Annotated in this window: 14 protein-coding genes; 3 read left to right on the top strand and 11 right to left on the bottom strand. The window is 60.3% G+C overall.

Annotation, left to right across the window (positions count from 1 at the left end):
* Positions 1-4: 4 nt before the first annotated feature.
* On the bottom strand, positions 5-526 hold the full coding sequence (locus ACM110_RS17855; protein ID WP_338583939.1) for a DUF3617 domain-containing protein: 522 nt from the start codon (positions 524-526) through the stop codon (positions 5-7).
* A 132-nt stretch (positions 527-658) separates the two neighbouring features.
* Here ACM110_RS17855 and cls point away from each other — a divergent pair, with 132 nt between their 5' ends.
* The gene (cls, locus tag ACM110_RS17850) at positions 659-2098 is read left to right on the top strand and encodes a cardiolipin synthase (protein ID WP_416128801.1); all 1440 of its coding nucleotides are present in this window, start codon (positions 659-661) and stop codon (positions 2096-2098) included.
* On the opposite strand, the gene cfaB is transcribed toward cls, so the two are convergent.
* The 5 genes from cfaB to hflK (ACM110_RS17825) all read right to left on the bottom strand — a co-directional run bounded on the left by cfaB (position 2095) and on the right by hflK (ACM110_RS17825) (position 9434).
* Entirely contained in the window at positions 2095-3282 is a 1188-nt protein-coding gene (cfaB, locus tag ACM110_RS17845; protein ID WP_416128800.1) for a C17 cyclopropane fatty acid synthase CfaB, read from the bottom strand. The genes cls and cfaB overlap by 4 nt on opposite strands.
* Before the next feature lie 191 nt (positions 3283-3473).
* Positions 3474-5384 (bottom strand): heavy metal translocating P-type ATPase, encoded by a 1911-nt coding sequence (locus ACM110_RS17840; protein ID WP_416128799.1) that lies wholly within the window; start codon positions 5382-5384, stop codon positions 3474-3476.
* Positions 5381-6439, bottom strand: a complete 1059-nt coding sequence (gene hflK / locus ACM110_RS17835; protein WP_416128798.1) for a protease modulator HflK — start codon at positions 6437-6439, stop codon at positions 5381-5383. The genes ACM110_RS17840 and hflK (ACM110_RS17835) overlap by 4 nt, the downstream gene beginning before the upstream one ends.
* Positions 6436-7479 carry a protease modulator HflC gene (gene hflC, locus ACM110_RS17830; protein WP_416128797.1) on the bottom strand — a complete coding sequence of 348 codons (1044 nt, stop codon included), beginning with the start codon at positions 7477-7479 and terminating at the stop codon, positions 6436-6438. Before hflC ends, hflK (ACM110_RS17835) begins: the two co-directional genes overlap by 4 nt.
* Positions 7476-9434, bottom strand: a complete 1959-nt coding sequence (gene hflK, locus ACM110_RS17825; RefSeq protein WP_416128823.1) for a protease modulator HflK — start codon at positions 9432-9434, stop codon at positions 7476-7478. The genes hflC and hflK (ACM110_RS17825) overlap by 4 nt, the downstream gene beginning before the upstream one ends.
* 213 nt (positions 9435-9647) lie before the next feature.
* On the opposite strand from hflK (ACM110_RS17825), the gene lpdA reads away from it, so the two are divergent.
* A complete protein-coding gene (gene lpdA / locus ACM110_RS17820; RefSeq protein ID WP_416128796.1) occupies positions 9648-11048 on the top strand; it encodes a dihydrolipoyl dehydrogenase in 1401 nt (466 codons plus the stop codon).
* An 88-nt stretch (positions 11049-11136) separates the two neighbouring features.
* Here the strand turns inward: lpdA and ACM110_RS17815 are convergent, their stop codons facing one another.
* Positions 11137-11610, bottom strand: coding sequence for an Lrp/AsnC family transcriptional regulator (locus ACM110_RS17815; RefSeq protein WP_416128795.1), 474 nt, complete (start codon positions 11608-11610; stop codon positions 11137-11139).
* Positions 11611-11755: 145 nt separating this feature from the next.
* Between ACM110_RS17815 and ACM110_RS17810 the strand changes: the two genes are divergently transcribed.
* Positions 11756-12385: a LysE family translocator gene (locus tag ACM110_RS17810; RefSeq protein WP_416128794.1), complete on the top strand. Its 630-nt coding sequence runs from the start codon at positions 11756-11758 to the stop codon at positions 12383-12385.
* A gap of 3 nt (positions 12386-12388) precedes the next feature.
* Here the strand turns inward: ACM110_RS17810 and ACM110_RS17805 are convergent, their stop codons facing one another.
* The 4 genes from ACM110_RS17805 to ACM110_RS17790 all read right to left on the bottom strand — a co-directional run bounded on the left by ACM110_RS17805 (position 12389) and on the right by ACM110_RS17790 (position 18518).
* Complete coding sequence (locus ACM110_RS17805) at positions 12389-14506, bottom strand: hypothetical protein (protein WP_416128793.1); 2118 nt, start codon at positions 14504-14506, stop codon at positions 12389-12391.
* Positions 14493-15689 carry a DUF3142 domain-containing protein gene (locus ACM110_RS17800; RefSeq protein ID WP_416128792.1) on the bottom strand — a complete coding sequence of 399 codons (1197 nt, stop codon included), beginning with the start codon at positions 15687-15689 and terminating at the stop codon, positions 14493-14495. Before ACM110_RS17800 ends, ACM110_RS17805 begins: the two co-directional genes overlap by 14 nt.
* A 108-nt stretch (positions 15690-15797) precedes the next feature.
* On the bottom strand, positions 15798-17828 hold the full coding sequence (locus ACM110_RS17795) for a pyridoxamine 5'-phosphate oxidase family protein (protein WP_416128791.1): 2031 nt from the start codon (positions 17826-17828) through the stop codon (positions 15798-15800).
* Between the two features lie 63 nt (positions 17829-17891).
* Positions 17892-18518 carry a glutathione S-transferase family protein gene (locus ACM110_RS17790; RefSeq protein ID WP_416128790.1) on the bottom strand — a complete coding sequence of 209 codons (627 nt, stop codon included), beginning with the start codon at positions 18516-18518 and terminating at the stop codon, positions 17892-17894.
* Between the last annotated feature and the right edge of the window lie 6 nt (positions 18519-18524).

Here is an 18524-nt window from a genome sequence, read left to right as displayed (position 1 = left end):
GGTTTTAAGCGCGTGGCTTGACCGTGCCGCAATCTTGACCCAACCACACGGCGCGACTCTCGAGGCTACCCTTCTGATTGATGCCGGTGGCATTGAACGTGCCGTTGACCTTGGTGGTGAACTCACGGTCACTGAGGAACGTAGCGACACCCGCACCCTGCGCTTTCGGGCAGCTGAAGCGGAATTTCCACTGGTTGCCGGTGCGATCGGTGATTTCCTGCTTGCAGCCCGATTGCGGGTCGGTCAGCGGAATATTGTCGCTTTTGACCTGCTCTGGCGTCAGGCACGCGCGAATCCCTTTGCCGCCCATGGTGATGCCCTGTTTCTCCAGTTGCGCACGCTGTTCTGGGGTCATCTGGCTTTGTATTTGACCGAGGATCAGTTGCAGATCCGGCAAGTTCTGGTCATCGACCTTCATGTTGCTGGTGGTCAATTCCCACAAACCCGGCTGCAACATCTGCGCCTGAGCGGCCACAGGAAGTGCCAAACCCAGCGTAATGGCCAAACCCAGCAGACGAACGTTCATCGTGTAACTCCTGATCAGTAGTGGCCGTTAGACGTCAGCCGCGGGCTTCGGTTCATGGGCCAATTAAATAGCGACATTCTGCCCGGAACATGGTCTGTTAAGCATTGAATCTTCAGGAGCAAGGCTGCCCCCATGGATTATTTCGGACCGCATATCTTCGGCTATACCATCGCACTACTGCACTCCCTGGGCACGATCGCCGCGATCCATGCCGTGTTGACCGTTCGGACCGCCCAAGGCTCGATCGCATGGGCCCTGTCCCTGGTGTTCATGCCTTACCTGACACTCATCCCCTATCTGGTGTTCGGCCGCAGTACCTTCGACGGCTACATCAAGGCGCGGCGCCAAGCCAACGAAGAAATGCGCAAGGCCATCTCCGAGCTCAACTGGCGGCCGTGGGTCGAGGAAGCGCTGACCGCTCGTGCATCCAACGCTTATGCATCCCTGAGGGCGATGCCGAAACTCGGACGCATGCCCTGCCTGGCAAACAACGAAGTGCACCTACTGATCAATGGCCGGGCGACCTTCGATGCGATTTTTGATGCCATCCGCCAAGCCAAAGAAGCGGTACTGATCCAGTTCTTCATCATTCACGATGATCGCCTCGGCCAACGGCTGCATAAGCTGCTGCTGGAAAAAGCCGCTGAAGGCGTGGCGATCTATCTGCTTTACGACCGCATCGGCGGCCATTCCCTGCCCCACAGTTATGTGCAGCCGTTGCGCGATGGTGGCGTCGAGGTCAAAGCCTTTGCGACCCGCAGCGGCTGGCTCAACCGTTTCCAGGTCAACTTCCGCAATCACCGCAAGATCGTCGTGGTCGACGGCATTCTCGGCTTCGTTGGCGGACACAACGTCGGCGATGAATACATGGGCGAGAAGCCGCCTCTCGCGCCTTGGCGCGATACCCATGTGCAAGTACGCGGGCCGGTGGTCGCCTGTATGCAGGAGTCCTTCGCCGAAGACTGGTTCTGGGCGGCCCGCTCGCTGCCGCCGTTGATCCTGCCGGAGGTCTATCCGGACGACGGCGTATTGTGCCAATTGCTCGCCAGTGGACCGGCAGATTCCTACGAGACCTGTTCACTGTTCTTCGTCGAAGCCATCCACGCAGCAACTGAACGGGTATGGATCACCAGCCCGTATTTCATCCCCGACGAAGCGGTATTTGCGGCATTGCGCCTGGCGGTACTGCGCGGTGTCGATGCGCGGATCTTGCTGCCGTCACGGCCCGATCACCGGATCGTTTACGCAGCCTCCAGCCTGTATGCCTTTGAAGCGGTGCGCGCGGGCGTGCGGGTGTTCCGTTACGAACCCGGTTTCCTGCATCAGAAAGTGGTGTTGATCGACAACGAAATCAGCGCCATTGGCAGCGCCAACATGGACAACCGTTCGTTCCGGCTGAATTTCGAGGTGATGTTGTTGACCGTCGACAGCGTGTTCGCCGCCAAGGTGGAACAGATGCTCAACGATGACTTCGCCCAGGCTCACGAAATCGCCAAGGACGAAGGCCGGGAGACCCACCGCCTGCAAAAGGTCGGCATGCGGGTCGCCCGGCTCATTTCGCCGATTCTTTAAGGCGTGTAGATATCGTCGCGGGTCCATGGCAGTTCGTGGCTGCCATCGGGATGAGCCTTCACCGCAAGGATCTGGTGCAAGTTGATCCAGCCCTTGGCAAACGCATAGGCGCAACCCGCCAGGTACAGGCGCCAGATGCGCAACGCTTGTTCCGGCACCAGTTTCCCCGCGGCCTCAAGGTTGTCTTCAAGGCGCTCGCTCCAGTGGTCCAGCGTGCGTGCGTAGTGCAGGCGCAGACTTTCGACATCGACGATCTCAAGCCCCGCTTCGCTGATCTCGGCAGAGATCATCGACAGGTGCGGCAGCTCGCCGTTGGGGAACACATACTTTTCGATGAAGTCACCGGCACCGCGTCCCACCGGACGGCCATCGGTGTGTTTGGCGGTGATCCCGTGGTTCATCACCAGGCCGCCCTCTTTCACCGCGCCGAACAGGGTTTTGCAGTACTCGGCCAGGTTCGCATGACCGACGTGTTCGAACATACCGACGCTGACCACTTTGTCGAAGCGTCCGTCTTGGGGCAGATCGCGGTAGTCGAGCAGTTGCAGTTCGACCATGTCCTCCAGCCCTTCCGCTTTAACGCGTTCACGGGCCAGGGCCAGTTGTTCCTTGCTGAGGGTGATGCCGAACACTTTGGCGCCGAATTCACGGGCCGCATACCGCGCCAGCCCGCCCCAACCACAACCAACATCCAGCAAATACTCGCCAGGTTGCAGGCGCAATTTGCGGCACAAATGGCGGAATTTTGCCTGCTGAGCCTGTTCAAGGGTTTCACTGCCGGTCTCGAAGTAAGCGCAGGAATACGCCATGTCGCTGTCGAGCCACAGCTGATAGAACGCGTTGGAAAGGTCGTAGTGATAGGAAATCGCCTTGGCGTCAGTCTCCTTGTCGTGGAGGGTGCGCACCGGCTGACTGTCGTCATCCTCATCCAGCAGCGCCTGACTCCATTCATCGCAGACGCGGATCACGTCGCTGATGGAACCCTCAAGCTCCAGTTTGCCCTCGACGAATGCCGCTCCGAGCGCGTCCAGGCTGGGATGGGTGAACTGGGTGACCATTTGTGGGTCCTTGACCACAATCGTGACGCTGGGCGTCGGCCCCAGATTGAATTCATGGCCGTCCCAGAGTCGCAAGCGAAGCGGCAATTGCAGATTCTGTAAGGCCGGTGGAAGTTGCGCGAGCATGGATAATCCCCCTTGTTTCAGACGTCTGATGAGAGGGTAGACCATCCTTGAAAAATAGCAGGCTATCGATTTAATAGCCGTTTTCTATGATTCCCAAGGCTGCAAACACCCTCACGAACCCACAAAAAACTGCTGTGTCCTCACCCTAGATGACTGCGAACACAGCAAACAGTTCTAAAAACTCACTTCACTCAGGCCTCGTCTTTGAGCTTGAGCAATGGCTCCTGAAACCGCAGCAGGCGCCCGGCATTCCCCAGCACCAATAAAGTGCTGAGGTTATGCAGCAATGCGGCAATCATCGCTCCCGCCGCGCCGAGCCAGCCAAAGGCCGCGAAGGCAACGATTGCCGCCGTCCAGCCCAGACCGATAATCACGTTGACCTGCAAGGTGTGCCGGCACTGGCGACTCAAGCGCACGCAGGTGCCGAGGCGGCGCAAGTCACTGCCGATCAATACGATGTCGGCCGAGGCCAACGCGATATCCGCACCGCCCGCGCCCATGGCAACGCCGACCACGCCGGCCTTGAGGGCCAGCGAATCATTGATGCCGTCGCCCACCACCATAGGCCTGAATCCGTTACCGATTTCTTTCAGCACGCGATTGAGCTTGTCCTCGGGCAAGGCCTGCGCCTCGACATCGCTGATGCCGACATCCCGCGCCAGCGTGTGCGCGACACTTTGCCGGTCACCGGTGAGCAACAGTTGCCGACCCAATCCGAGGTCGCGCAACTCACTCAGGGCAAACCTGGCTTCGGGTTTGACGCTGTCGGCCAGTAACAGCCAGGCGAGGAATTCACCGTTGAGCGCCAGCCCGGCAATCGGGCCGTCGTGTTCGGGAACCGCTGAGGTGGGAATCTGCAACTGTGCGAACAGTTCAGGTCGCCCGAGTGCAGCCTCGCCCTGCTCCGTCATCGCCACCACGCCCAGCCCCTGACGCTCATGAACATCCGAGAGCAGCAGAAAATGCTCTTGGGTTACCAGCCCGGCCAACGCGCGGCTGACCGGATGGCTACTGGCGGAACCGAGGCTGGCGGCCAGTTTCAGCACGTGGCTACGATCCTCCAGCGGACTTTCGGTCGATTGCAGGCGCAACGTGCCGAAGGTCAGGGTTCCGGTCTTGTCGACGACCAGCGAGGTCAGGTCCGCCAGCTCTTCGAGAAACGCCGAACTGCGGATCAGAATTCCGTGCCGCGCTGCCACTGCCACGCCGGCAATTGCGGTTGCCGGTGCTGACAACACCAATGCGCACGGACACGCCGCCACCAATACCGCGAGCATGGCTTGGGCATCGTTGGTGATGAACCAGGTCACCGCCGCCAGCAGCAACACCAGCACCATGTAGCTGCCGGCGTAACGTTCGAGCAGTCGCGTGATCGGTGGCTTGGAGCGCTCTGCGTTTTGCATCAGCGCTATGACTTTCCCGAGGGTCGACTCGTGGCCGGTACGGGTCACTTCGATGCACAGCAGGCCATCGAGGTTGATCGCACCACCGAACACCGACATGCCGACACCGGCCTCCATCGGCACCGATTCGCCCGTAATCGATGCGGTGTCCAGGCTCGCCTGTCCGGACAGCACCCGTCCATCCGCCGGCACACGATCACCCGCGCGCACTTCCACATGGTCACCCGCCTTGAGCGTGCCGTTGTCGACTTCGATGATGGAACCGTCGGCCTGCACCTTTCGAGCGTGGCTGCGCGTCAGTTTGCCGAGGGCATGAATGGCCTCCTGCGAACCGATCACGCTGCGCTCTTCCAGCACATGGCCGAAGATCATGATGATCGGCAGCAAAGCCGCCGTGAGCAGATCGCCGGTGGCCCAGGCACCGAGCATGGCCAACGCGATCAACTGATCGGTGATGCCGTGCAAGCTCGGATAGCGCAGGCTATACCAGGCCGAGCGCATCACGGGCACGGCCACCAACAAGGAAGCAAAACCCAGCAGCAATTGGCTGACGCCGGTCTGCTCCGGCGACAACCAGCGCCAGGCCAAACCGAGCGCCAGCAAGCCAAGTGCGAGCATGGCCAGGGTCAATTGGCGGGCGGCGCTGCGTTGTTCGGCCGAGGACAACAGACTCGGTGCAGCGGCGGTTTGCGCAGTCATTGTGCAGCTCCCTGAATGATCAGGCGGGAATCGTCTTTCGGATTGACCGTAGTCACCGAGCCAGCCTGATTCAGAATTTTCGGCATCCGCTCGCGGTAGATTCGCAGCAACATTTGCGGGTCGGTGCCTTGTTGTTGCGCTTTGGCCAAGCTCAACACCGTCGCCGTGTCAGCCGACGCTTTGGCCAACCGTTCACTCGCCTGGGCGTGGGCAACTTGCACCGTGCGGTCGGCTTGCTCGTTGGCGGTTTGGGTCAGTTTCTCGGCTTCGGTGCGGGCATTGGCCACGGCTTTGTCGGCCTGCTGGCTGGCCGTCAGTACCGCGTTGAACGCGTTCACCGCCGGGCCGGGCAAACTCGATTGCACATCGACCCGCGCCACTTCGATCCCCAGCCCTTGTCCGGTTGCGGCCAATTCCGCGAGCCGTTGATTGATGCCTTGCACAAGATCACCGCGCAGGCGTTCGCGTCTTTCAGCCGCTTTATTATCGGCGCCGATAAGCTCCGGACGTGCGACCAGAATGGCGTCCAGATCACGCGCCGCCGTCAGTGCCACAGCGCTGCGGGTGACGAGGCGATCCAGTGCCGGCAGCACGTGTTCACTTTGCAGCACGAAGGCGTAGGGATCGGTAACTTTGTAGAAGACCCGCACATCGAGTTGCACTACCCCGGCATCACCGGTCAACAGGTAACCGGAGCCCGCCAGGGCATCGCTGATCGGAGTGGCAAAACTGGCTACGCGATCGGCCTGTAACGCCGCATCACTGCGCAGAAGATTCTCCACGCGACGCTCGATCACCCGGTCCGCTGCCGGCAACAAAATCACTTGTTCAAACGGTCGCGGCCAGGCCAACAACAGCCCTGCATTCTGGATGCGATCCAGCGCACCGAAGTGCAAAACCACTGCGCGATTCTGCGGATCGATTTGCCGAACATTGGAAAATACCCACGCCAACGCAGCCAACACCGTGACCGCGTACAGCGCAAGAAAGGCCAAGCGTCCGGCTTGAATCCAGGGGCTACTAAGCTCATTTGTTCCACGTGGAACCAAACTCATGGCTGCGATCCGGACTTGTTATCGAGGCTCGGCGGACCGTCAACCAAAACCCGGAATGGTGCGGCATCGGTGCGCAGAATCAGTTTTGTGCCCGGAGTAACGACTGTGCCCAAGGTGTCGAGTGAACGCAGCAGGTTGTAAAGCTGCGGCGAGCCCGCATAAGCACGACCGTAAATCTGTGCGGCTTCGACGCGGGATTGCGCTTCGATGTCAGCCGCTTTGACGGTGGCATCGGCTTGTACGATTCGCGCATCACGCTCGGCGGCGGAACGAATTTGCGCAGCTTCACGTTTGCCAATGGCGGTGCGTTCGGTGGCGATGGTTTCGCGCTCGGCACGCATGCGATCGACCGTGGCGGTGAGCGTGACCGATGGCAATGTCAGCCGCTCGATGCCGACTTGCAGCACACGCACGCCGTAAGTGGTAAGTAACTGCTGATCGATTTGCTGACGCAGCTGCGCTTCAAAATCGGCAATACGCACCTGACTGGCGTCGGTGTTCACTAGGTTGGCCAGATCGAAACTGCTGGCCGTGGTCTCCAGTGCCGAACCAATAAAGGTACGAATCTGCCGTGCGGCTTCGTCCGGCTGATTCTGCACGGCGCGCATGAAGCGCTGCACGTTGTCCGGATCGCCTTGCACCTGCCACGCCACATAAGCCTGAACGATGATGCGCAGACCATCCCGCGTGCCCACGTCCTGCAAACCGCTGGAGGTAGTGCGCAATCGCAGGTCAACCGGGATCGCCGCTTCGAAAGGCGCCGGCCAACGCCAGCCAAGACCCGGCTCCAGCAACACCCGCGACGGGTTACCAAAACGGGTAATCACCGTGGCCTCCCCCGACCTCACTTGCACCAGGCTCGCGGCTGCAACGGCGAATGCCACCAGCAACGCTGCCCAACCCATGCGCCGCCAGGGAAACGGGCCGGCTTCTTGCGGATCACCGTGATGGTGATGATGGTGACCGTGGTGATGATGCCCGCCATGGCCGTGATCGTGGCCGGCGTGATCATCGTGATCATGAGTGTGCGACTGGCTCAATGGGCAGCTCCTGGCTGGGCGGTTTGACGCGACGGCGCAGGGTCAACCGGCAGCGTGAAAGTACGGAGGTCGATGGTCGGCGCATTGCTGCTGCCGCCCAGGCGATGATCAAGGATCAGCAGTTTGGCGTTGGCCAAGCCTTGGGAAAGTTGACTGAGATATTGCTCCAACACAAAGGCCTGACCAGCACTGGCGTAAGCCTTTTGCTCGGCGCTGAACTTGAGGTCCGTCGCTTGTGCACTGGCATTGATTTCGCGGGCACTGGCCGTTGCCTGATCACGAGCGATGCTGGCCTGCAATTGCGCCTGGTTGGTGGCTTCGGCCGCCGCTCCGCGCTCACGGGAGATCAACGCCTGGGCACCAATCTGCGCCGCTTGCACACCGTGATAGGCATTGGCTGCGCCGGCCGGTGGATGTATCGCTTCGACCACCGTGGCGAGAATCTCCACGCCGCTGTCGAGCTTCAGCAGGTCCGCCTGCACGGCCCTGCCAATTTCTTCAGCGAGCCCTACCCTGTCCTCACCGAGCAAACCGTCGAGGGTCCGCGAAGCAAAATCGTGAACGAGAATTCGGCCGGCGGTGCTGCGAATCAGTGTCGGCACATCCGCACTGTTGTAAGTCGCCGCCAACGCTGCCTGATCGCTCAGGCCAATACGGTAGACGAAGCGCACGTCCATGTTGACGATCTGAAAGCTCTGCTTGTCGGCACGGCTGCTGGCGATGACCTGGGATTTGTCGTTCACATGGCTGGCGTCCCACAAGCGGTTGGCCGTGATCGGCGCCGGGCCTTCGGCGGGGGCAACCTGTATCGGTGCGGAAGCATCGCCGACACTGGTGGCCAATTCGTGGACCACGCCATTCTCGACGCTCAGTACCCGGCCCAATGGCCAAGGTAAACCCGCATGCAAACCGGGGCCGAACACCGCCACCGGTTTGCCGAAACGCTCGTAGATTCCGCGCCCTTGCAACGGTATTTCGTGGATGCCGGTAAGGGACCAACCAACGATCGCTACCACCGCCAGCACCGGCAAAAACGCCCGGCGCATGTAAGTGAATGCCCAGATCTGCCGCAGATCGATGCCGAAGCGGTTGTGCAATTCGTGCTGCAACGCCAGCAATGGCTGTGGTGGCCAACGCAGCATGTCCGCGACGAAGCTGCGTGCCAGCAACGTCGGTTCGATCTGTTCACGGCGAGGACTGAACAATGACAACACGGCGCGCAGCAACAACTCCACCGCGACCAGTCCCGGTAGCAGGCCGATCATTACCGCCAGCCGCACCGGCCAGACCGAAGCTTCACTGCCGAACAACAGGCACAACGCACCAAGCACCAGGCTGATGATCGCTACGCGAGACAGCTGCGCCAATGCTCCGGCTTCGGGCCAAGCGGCCGTATTTTCCTGAGCCAGTTGGCGCTCCAGCACCAGCAAACCGAAAGCCAGCAACAACGCCAGGGCCGCGCCGACAGTGGCCGACAAGCCCAGCGCTGCGGGTGGTAAACCAAGGTTCCAGACCTGTTTGACGCTGAGCAAAACCACTAAAGCCCAACCGCCCAACCACAGCGTCGGCGCACCGATTTGTTTGATCAGGTTCAGCCAGCGCTGGCCCATGCGATCCAGCAGCCGTTCATACCAACCCGCCGGCGCCTCGGCTGCTTGCTCGACAACCACCGGCAGCACCGGACTCATCGCCCGCGCTCGCCATTGCGTCACCCACCAGGCAGATTGCAGACCAGCCACCAACACCAGCAACGCGGCGCTTTGATTGAACAACATCGCCGGCCAAAGTGACTGCGGTGCAAACAGCCCGACAAAGAACCCTAGCATCAGGCCCACTGCCGCCAGCACACCGAAGCCAATGGCGAACAGACGCAAACGCCGCCCTTGAAAAACCGCCTGCTGGAATCGCGGCAGCTCCGCTACCTGCGCCCCCTCTACATCGAGATCGACTTGCATACCACCCCAGTGCTCAGCGTTGCTCACATGGCAATTCGTTACGATATAACGAAAACGGTGAAATTTTCGTACTTTATTGCGCTATCTAAAGATGCCCAACCTGTCGCTTCGCTGAAGCCTTGACCGAAACGCGTGAAAACGCACATATTACGTTCGTAATTTTATTGAGGAACTACTTTTACACCTCCCGATCCCCTTTCCAGGAGTAGATCCATGAGCACTTATGACGTCGTGATTCTGGGCGGTGGCCCCGGCGGTTACAACGCGGCGATACGCGCCGGCCAACTGGGCTTGAAAGCGGCTTGCGTAGAAGGACGCGCGACCCTGGGCGGCACCTGCCTGAACGTCGGCTGCATGCCTTCCAAAGCGTTGCTGCACGCCTCCGAACTCTACGACGCGGCCATGGGCGCGGAATTCGTCAGCCTGGGCATCGAAGTCAAACCGACGCTCAACCTTCTCCAGATGATGAAACAGAAAGACGAAAGCGTGACCGGGTTGACCAAGGGCATCGAGTTTCTCTTTCGCAAAAACAAGGTCGACTGGATCAAGGGCTGGGGTCACATCGACGGACCGGGCAAAGTGACGGTGACGGATAGCGCGGGCGGCAAGACCGAACTGAGCGCCAAGGACATCATCATCGCCACCGGCTCCGAGCCCACTCCCCTGCCCGGCGTGGACATCGATAACAAACGCATCCTCGACTCCACCGGAGCGCTGTCGCTGACAGAAGTGCCAAAGCATCTGGTGGTGATCGGCGCGGGTGTGATCGGGCTGGAGTTGGGCTCGGTGTGGCGGCGCTTGGGTGCACAGGTGACGGTCGTCGAATTCCTCGACCGAATCTGCCCTGGCGTCGACGGCGAAGCAGGCAAAACCCTGCAACGTTCCTTGAGCAAGCAAGGCATCAGCTTCAAGTTGAGTTCGAAAGTGACCAGCGCCACCACCTCGGCTACCGGCGTTCAGCTCAGCGTCGAACCCGCCGCTGGTGGCACCGCTGAAATACTGGAGGCCGATTACGTTCTGGTGTCCATCGGACGCCGGCCTTATACACAGGGCTTGGGGTTGGAGAACGTGGGCCTCGCCACGGACAAACGCGGCATGCTCGCCAACAAGGGCCACCGTACCGAAGCCGCCGGCGTCTGGGTAATTGGCGACGTGACGTCCGGGCCGATGCTCGCGCACAAGGCCGAGGATGAAGCCATGGCCTGCGTCGAGCAGATCGTCGGCAAGGCAGGCGAAGTCAACTACGAGTTGATTCCCAACGTGATCTACACCAAACCGGAACTGGCCAGCGTCGGCAAAACCGAGGAGCAATTGAAGGCCGAGGGCCGCGCCTATAAGGTCGGCAAGTTCCCCTTTACCGCCAACAGCCGGGCGAAGATCAATCACGAAACCGAAGGCTTCGCCAAAGTGCTGGCCGATGAACGCACTGACGAAATCCTCGGCGTGCATCTGGTCGGCCCGAGCGTCAGTGAAATGATTGGCGAGTATTGCGTGGCCATGGAGTTCAGCGCTTCCGCCGAAGACATCGCCTTGACCTGTCACCCACACCCGACCCGCTCCGAGGCATTGCGCCAGGCGGCGATGAATGTGGAGGGAATGGCGACGCAGATGTAACAGATCAAAAGATCGCAGCCTGCGGCAGCTCCTACAAAGTCTTGTGAACACCTGTAGGAGCTGCCGCGCAGGCTGCGATCTTTTCGCTTTAGACAGGCAAATGCTCCAACGGCAACGCGCCCGGCGACTTCACCGTATGAATCGCAAAGTTGCTGCGGATATCGCTCACGCCCGGCAACTTCAACAAGCGTCCGGTGAGAAACCGATCATAGGCTCGCAGGTCCGGCACCACCACTTGCAACAGAAAATCCGATTCCCCTGACACCAGAAACGCCGAAATCACCTCCGGCAATGCCGTCACTGCCAGGCGAAAAGCTTCGGCCTGTTCGTCGTTGTGGCGCTCGACTTTCACACCGACGAATACCGTCAAACCGAGCCCGACTTCATCGCGATCCAGATTGGCCTGATAACCGCGAATCACCCCGGCCTCTTCAAGCATCCGCACCCGCCGCAAACAGGGCGACGCGGACAGGCCGATCTCGTCCGCCAGTTGCACATTGCTCAAACGGCCATCTCGTTGCAGCGCGGCGAGAATCTTGCGATCAAAAGCATCGAGTTTCATGATTTGGCAGATCCTGATGGTTTACCTCTTATGGATCAGCAGATTATGCCAATCCATGGTGCATTAGAAGCAAACTACGCAAGCACCTGCCCTACCTCAGCCCCGTAGACTGGCCATACCGAATCGACAACGAATGGGGTGCAACATGACGGAACTCTGGCTATTTTTCATGGCGCTGGCGGTGGTGTACCTGCTGCCCGGACCCGACATGATCCTGCTGCTGCAAACCGGTGCTCGTCAGGGCAAAGGCGCGGCGTTGGCCACTGCCGTGGGTTTGGCCATCGCCCGAGGCTGCCATGTGGCATTGGCAGCTTTGGGATTGGCGGCACTGTTCAAGGCTGCGCCCTGGACCTTCGACGTGGTACGTCTGGCCGGTGCCGCCTACCTGCTGTGGATCGGCATTCAGTGCTTGCGATCAACCCTGCTGCCGAACCTTGACGGCGCACACCCAACCGGCGAAAAACCGCGTTATCGGGAAGCCATTCAGCGCGGTTTGCTCACCAATCTGCTCAACCCCAAAGCGCTGCTGTTCTGCTCGGTGCTGCTGCCGCAGTTCATCAATCCGCAGGCGGGGCCGGTGCTCGCGCAGTTCGTCACCCTGGGCGTGGTGTTGGTCGCCGTGGGTTTGCTGTTCGACAGCGCCTACGCCCTGGCCGGTGCCGCGCTCGGTCGATGGTTGCAACGCAGCCCATCAGCCCAACGCCTGCAACAATGGCTGTTCGGCAGCCTGTTGATCGGTTTCGCCGTGCGGCTGACCTTCGTTCAACAGGCTTGAACTTCACTCAACCTTGCGGCGGCGACGAACGATCAGCAACAACGCCGCCGCCATAACGGCCAGCACACTGCCCACCTGCAGCGCTGTTTTATATGGGCGCAGCGCCGAACGAGCTGAGTCGGTAACCTGGGTGACATAGCGCCTGTCGGCGTTCTCGAAGTCGGGATACGGGCACTGATGACCGAAGTCCGCTGCCCACTCCACAAACGGGCCTTCCTTGACGTAACGCTGATAGAGCGCACTTTGATCTTCAAGGCTGCTGTTCCACCCGGCCGCTTCACACAACACTGCGGCAAACGCCTGGCTGGTATGCGGCAAATTGTCGGCAGCGCGGCTGGCCAACGTCGTGGCGACAAATCGGTAGTGGTAACGCTGATCGGGTTGGGCGGCGCTGGCCTGCTGACGCTTCACTTCGTCCTCGGCCACCAGCGGACCGACTTTCAACTCGGTGTTTTCAAGGCTGTAGTTACCGCCGAACGTGGCGTAGTCCGGGGCCATTTCATAGCCGAGGATATCCATGCCCCACTCGCGGGCCGTCCACGCGGCATTAAACAAGGCGGCAGCGCGACGGGTCGGCCACCACGCTGCATCGGCCGCCAGACGTTGTTCGCCATACAGCCTGGCCTTATGGCGCAAACCGTCGTTATCGAAATAGGCCGGCGCCTCTTCATAGTGCCCTTCACGTAACAAACGCCGCCCAAGCAAATTGCGCAGGCTCGCCGCCACTGGCAATGGCACGTAGTTATCGCGCTCCTGCTGAGTAAGCGGCGGCGGTGCCGGAACTTGGGTGTCGACGTAGCGCTTGAGTTCTTCGAGGGTCAGTACACGCTCGGCAACCGTCGCCGCGTCGAACCAATAGATACTTTGGCTGCGATAGAGCTGATCGAACGCTTGCAGGTAATCCCCGCGTTGCAGGGCCAAAATCGCACTTTCACCTTCGACCCGGCATTTGGGTTGAAGCGTTTCGTAATCGAAGTCCGGCGTTCTCCGATCGCCCCAGGATTCATTCTGCGGGAAGGCCTGAGCTGCCTTTGCATAAGCCGCCGCTGCGGCGATTTTGTCACCGTCACGCACCGCCAGTTTGGCCCGCAACCACCAAGCCAACCCACCATCGCCGGCGTGTTCGAGGAATCCCTTGGCGCTGGCGTAATCGCCCTGTTGATAATTCATCGCTGCCAAGCGATCAGCGTTGTCGAAGCTGCCGCGGGTGCTGCTTTGCAGCAGTTTGATCAATTTCAGTTCGTTCGGCGGTTGCTCGCCGAATGACCAACCCACTCGACTGATCAGCGACGCGGTCACCAATTGCTGCACCGGTTTGTTCTTGAGCAACTCAGCCAACTCTGTATCGGGCATCGCCGCCAGATCGGCCATCAACACCTTCAACGAGGTGTAGCCCACCGCCGAACCGTGAAGGTTTTGCGTGGCATAGAGTTCAATGGCGCTGTTCCAGTCGCCCGCAGTCCGAGCCACGCGTGCCTCTTCACCGAGGCTGGCGACGCCCAATTCCAATGGGTCACTGAAGCCATCGATACTCAGTTGCCGGGTTTGCTCGAACGCCTTTCGTGACTGCGCCAGCAGGTCCGGCCCCGTGCCCGCTTCCGAGTTCATGGCGAACAATGCACGGCCCAAGGAATAGGCCGCCCAAGTGCTGCGCAACGCTCGTTGGTCTGCCGGCAGCGCGAGTACCTTCTGAAAATACTCCGCAGCCAAACCCTGATCATCGGCTGCAAACGCCACGGCACCGGCCAGATACAGTCTGATCTCGACCGGCAGGCTCGCGCCTTGCGCTTCGACCTGACGGGCATCGGTCAGGCCACGCAGCTGTTTTGCCAACGCTTGCTGCTCGGCGCTCAAACCGTTTTGCTCGGCCTCGCTGCGCTGTTCGGCATAGTCCGGCTCGTCCATGCTGTAGGCCGTTACGCTGACATTTTTCAGCCCGGCGATGGCATGCCCCAGCCGACCGACTTCGAAATTGAAGTTGCCTTCCGGCAGCTCCGCCATTGACTGGCCACGGTTGTCCAGCAGGCGCATGGGAAAGTCCGGCCCGCACGCCAGCGCCGACCCCAGCGGCAGGCTGAGACTGAGGCAGAGCAGATGGCGTGGCCAGTTACGGGTGAACATTCGAAGCTCCTTGATCAATTTTTGCGCAGCGCGCCCAACCGATGGCGCGCTGACCGCCGGCCGCTATCCGACCTTCACGCAGGCGGGTGAAGGTAAGCAGATCCGGGCTTTGTTGCAACGCATAACCGGCCAGCGCATCCGCACCTTCGCAACCCTGCACCGCCAGTATCAGCCGCTCGGGCCAGGCACTGTCGAGGTTGCCCTCATTGGTGATCGCGATGTCATAGAGGCCTTCATCAGCCGAGAGTTTCAGCGCCAACCGACTATCGAGTACATCACCACGCGACACGGCGCGAAGAGTCGTCAAACTCCAGGCTCGACGGTCATTGGCCAATGGCAAACGAAACCAGATCAGGCCGGCCAGATGTGCCGGTGGATCGTTGCGCAATTGGGTCGCAAGCTTACTAAGCTGCTGCGGATCGGCCAGTAACTCCCGACGCTCGCCATCACGTTCGATGCGTATTTCGCTCTCAACGACGGGTGCACCGCTGGCGCCGGGCAACAGCGCCACACCATAGGCCGGTAACGCTAGATAGAAGGATTTGTCGGTGATGCGGCTCCAGGCCTTTGCCCATTGCCGGGCCTGATCGGGATCAAACAGGCCACGACGCGGATCACTCACCGCATGCACCTGCAATACGCTGCTGTCGACTGTGGATAGAAGCGCCGGCAACTCCGGGCTGTCGAGCCAGGCCGGTAATGCGGTGATGCTCAACGGCAAAGACGCCGGCAACGTCGTGCGCAAGTGCGCCAGAAATTCCCGGTAGGCCGGTAGCCGGGCGTTGCCCGCGTCGTGGTCGATTTCCACGCCGACAAGGTTCAGGCCTTGTGCCTGCCAATCAATGATCAGCTGTTGAATCTGCAGCGTGACTTCATCCTGACTCAACGACTTAAGTTGGCCATCGAGGCGAATCACCGCGATCAGCGGTCGGCCATCACGCTTGAGCAGCAACGGATCAATGTGTGCCCGACTCCAACCCGCCCGAGGAAAGGCCTGCAACGCCAGCACGCGCAAGGTTGAGAAATCTGCGCGACTGTCTCGCAGGGCCGATTCATGGGCCGGGGTCCATTGCCGCTGCCAGATGTAGAGCTGTTGGTCGAGCGGTGGCGCGGGCTGTTGGTCGCAGCCATTGAGCAGCACCAACGCCGTCAGCAGGATGATCAAGCGAGTGAAGAAAACCATGAAGCGTCTATCCCTGGAATGCAGAAAGGGCCTGTCACGGCCCTTTTTCGTTCTGCTCCCACCCTACTCAGCCATCGACCGCTGGGCAATGTTCTAGCGCAACATCATTCAAATATCGAGAACCAAAGGCTGCGAGCCCTGAGCCGGAATCGCGCAGCAGATAAGAACATGTCCTTTATCCGGCACTTCTGCCGGTGGTTGTGGATAATTCACCTGACCGCTGATCAAGCGTGTTTTGCAGGTGCCGCACGAGCCGCCACGGCAACTGAATTCCGGGTGCAAGCCACGACTTTCCGCCAACTCCAGCAGGCTGCCGCCATCGGGTTGCCACCGCGCCTCCTTGGCCGATCGCTGGAACACCACCGGCACTGACGTGGTAGCAGCCGGTGGTTGTTCGATGACAATCGCATCGGGGTCAGGTCGACGGCGCAAAGTGGATGGGCCAAAGGTTTCGGCGTGAATCCGCACATCGCGTATGTCCAGTTCACGCAGGCTGTCGTACAGCGCTTGGGTAAAACTGCCGGGGCCGCAGAGGACGAAATCCAGTTGATCGTAGTCCTCGACCTCAAGCATTTCCGAGAGTCGTGCAACATCGATCCGCCCGGTCAAATCGAAGTCTTCACCTTCCCGAGCGTCGGGCTCCGGTTGACTGATCAGGCGTACCACTTTCACCGCATCACCAGCGCCCTCAAGCAAGCGATCCACCTCAGAACGAAACGGCTGGTCCGCCAGGGTGCGCGAACTTTGCAAAAACAAGGTCGGGCGAATTCGACGGGTGCGCAAACCTTGATAGACCACCTCCCGCAGCATCGACAGCAACGGCGTGATGCCGACCCCGGCGGCCAGTAGCACCAATGGCCGACGTTCATGGGGCGCGACCGTGAAATGCCCTTGGGGAGCGCGCGCCTCCAGCAAATCACCAACGCTAATGTGATCATGCAGGTGCGAAGACACTCGGCCGTCACGCTTCACACTGATACGAAAAAAGTCATCCGACGGCGCACTCGACAGGCTGTAGGTGCGGATATGCACCTCGCCATCAATGTTGAAGCGCAGCGGTAAATGCTGCCCGGCCTGAAACAATGGCAACCCGGCTCCATCAGCCGGCTCCATATAGATTGAGCGGATGTGATGGCTCTCCGCTTCGATCCGCACAACCTTCATTGGCCGCCATTGATCGCCCAACGCCTTGGCTTGCAGACGGGCGGCGGCTTGCTCCCAGGTGCCGGTGAGCAAACTGGTGGGCGAGACGCCGTCGAAACGCCAGCGCAAGGCCAGTGCGGCAGGACGGCGCACAACATGTTCCACGTGGAACGTCCACAAACGTTCGGCACCTTGAAAGGCCTCGACCTGCGGACCTTCAAGGATGATTTCGGTACGCCCACTGAGATGCAGCAGATCGCCAGTGTTGAAATCGATAAACAGCAATCCGGCCCGGGGATTGACAAGCAGATTGCCCAAGGTGTTGAAAAACAGGTTGCCGGCAAAGTCCGGGATGGTCAGGCGATTGCCTTCCACTTGTACGAAACCCGACTGGCCACCACGGTGTGAAACATCCACCGAACGTACGCCATCGACATCGACATAGCTGGCGACGAAGAAGGTGTCTGCCTCGGCGATCGTGGCCTTGGCCGCATCATCCAGCTCGTTGAAGTGCTGCGCTGGACGTGTTGCCGGATCCGCCAACGGCACCGAACGAAACTGCCTCAACTGGATGTACTGCGGGCAATTGCCGTAGGACTGATCCACCGTCACGGCAAAACCATTCGCAGTCATCGCGCCGATATGGCCATTGATGCGGTTGCGGCGGCGGGTATGCAGTTCGATGCCCAGAAGGCCGATGGCCGCGCCATCGCCCAACTGCGCAGGATCGTCCGCCGCAGGCAGGCTGCTGAACTGCAACAACTGAGGCTCTGGTGATTGCACAAAACCGGCATCCCCTTCAAGCACGCTGGCCCACGGGTTTCCGGCCGCATCCACTGCGCCGTACAACATGAACGGCAGTTGCTCATAGAACGTGCGGTGCTGGTCCGGCATGTGATCGCGAATCACCCTGCGACCTAACGCTTCCATTCGCTCGCTGACTCCGACATGAGCCTGCAATTGGATCTCGCCTGCATGCCACGGTGAATGTTCCATTACGGCTTCTCCCCTGCGCCAGCGGCACAGCGTGTAGGGCCCGACTAGGTCGGGCCACCAACGTCAGGCAGTTTTTTGCAGACCGGCGACAGTGCGCGGCATGCCGACAAAACCAGGCAAGGCTTCGACCCGTGCCAACCAGGTGCGGATGTTGGCGTAGTCGTCGAGCGACACGTTGCCCTCCGGTGCATGGGCGATATAGCTGTAGGCAGCCACGTCGGCGATGGTGGGCTCGCTGCCGGCCAGGAACGGCGTGTTGGCCAATTCCTTATCGATCACTTTGAGCACGGTGTGGGCGTAAGGGATCACTTCGTCAGCGTTGTAAGGCGCACCAAACACCGTGATCAACCTTGCCCGGGCTGGGCCAAAAGCAATGGGGCCCGCGGCGGCGGACAGCCAGCGTTGCACCTTTGCAGCGCCAACTGGATCGGCAGGCAACCAACGACCGTTGCCATATTTTTGAGCCAGATAAACCAAAATCGCATTGGAATCGGCCAACACCACACCCTGATCGTCCAGCACCGGCACTTGACCAAACGCATTGAGCGCCAGGAATTCAGGCTGCTTGTGTTCGCCTTTGGCGAGGTCGACGAAGATCAACTCGGTCGGCAGTTGCAGCAGCGAAAGCATCAGTTCCACACGGTGAGCGTGGCCGGAGCGTGGGAAGTTGTAGAGTTTGATGGCTTGCATAGAGGA

Source organism: Pseudomonas sp. NFX98 (assembly GCF_047784845.1).
Lineage (GTDB): Bacteria > Pseudomonadota > Gammaproteobacteria > Pseudomonadales > Pseudomonadaceae > Aquipseudomonas.
The sequence above is the reverse complement of the archived record's forward strand: the minus strand, read 5'-3'. Positions and strand labels throughout refer to the sequence as shown.

Bases quoted from the DNA above. Each gene is read 5' to 3' on its own strand.
- cls (WP_416128801.1), top strand. From the start codon at position 659: ATGGATTATTTCGGACCGCATATCTTCGGCTATACCATCGCACTACTG.
- ACM110_RS17795 (WP_416128791.1), bottom strand. From the start codon at position 17,828: ATGGAACATTCACCGTGGCATGCAGGCGAGATCCAATTGCAGGCTCAT.
- hflK (WP_416128823.1), bottom strand. From the start codon at position 9,434: ATGCAAGTCGATCTCGATGTAGAGGGGGCGCAGGTAGCGGAGCTGCCG.
- ACM110_RS17805 (WP_416128793.1), bottom strand. From the start codon at position 14,506: ATGTTCACCCGTAACTGGCCACGCCATCTGCTCTGCCTCAGTCTCAGC.
- lpdA (WP_416128796.1), top strand. From the start codon at position 9,648: ATGAGCACTTATGACGTCGTGATTCTGGGCGGTGGCCCCGGCGGTTAC.
- ACM110_RS17800 (WP_416128792.1), bottom strand. From the start codon at position 15,689: ATGGTTTTCTTCACTCGCTTGATCATCCTGCTGACGGCGTTGGTGCTG.
- cfaB (WP_416128800.1), bottom strand. From the start codon at position 3,282: ATGCTCGCGCAACTTCCACCGGCCTTACAGAATCTGCAATTGCCGCTT.
- ACM110_RS17855 (WP_338583939.1), bottom strand. From the start codon at position 526: ATGAACGTTCGTCTGCTGGGTTTGGCCATTACGCTGGGTTTGGCACTT.
- ACM110_RS17815 (WP_416128795.1), bottom strand. From the start codon at position 11,610: ATGAAACTCGATGCTTTTGATCGCAAGATTCTCGCCGCGCTGCAACGA.
- hflK (WP_416128798.1), bottom strand. From the start codon at position 6,439: ATGAGTTTGGTTCCACGTGGAACAAATGAGCTTAGTAGCCCCTGGATT.
- ACM110_RS17840 (WP_416128799.1), bottom strand. From the start codon at position 5,384: ATGACTGCGCAAACCGCCGCTGCACCGAGTCTGTTGTCCTCGGCCGAA.
- ACM110_RS17790 (WP_416128790.1), bottom strand. From the start codon at position 18,518: ATGCAAGCCATCAAACTCTACAACTTCCCACGCTCCGGCCACGCTCAC.
- ACM110_RS17810 (WP_416128794.1), top strand. From the start codon at position 11,756: ATGACGGAACTCTGGCTATTTTTCATGGCGCTGGCGGTGGTGTACCTG.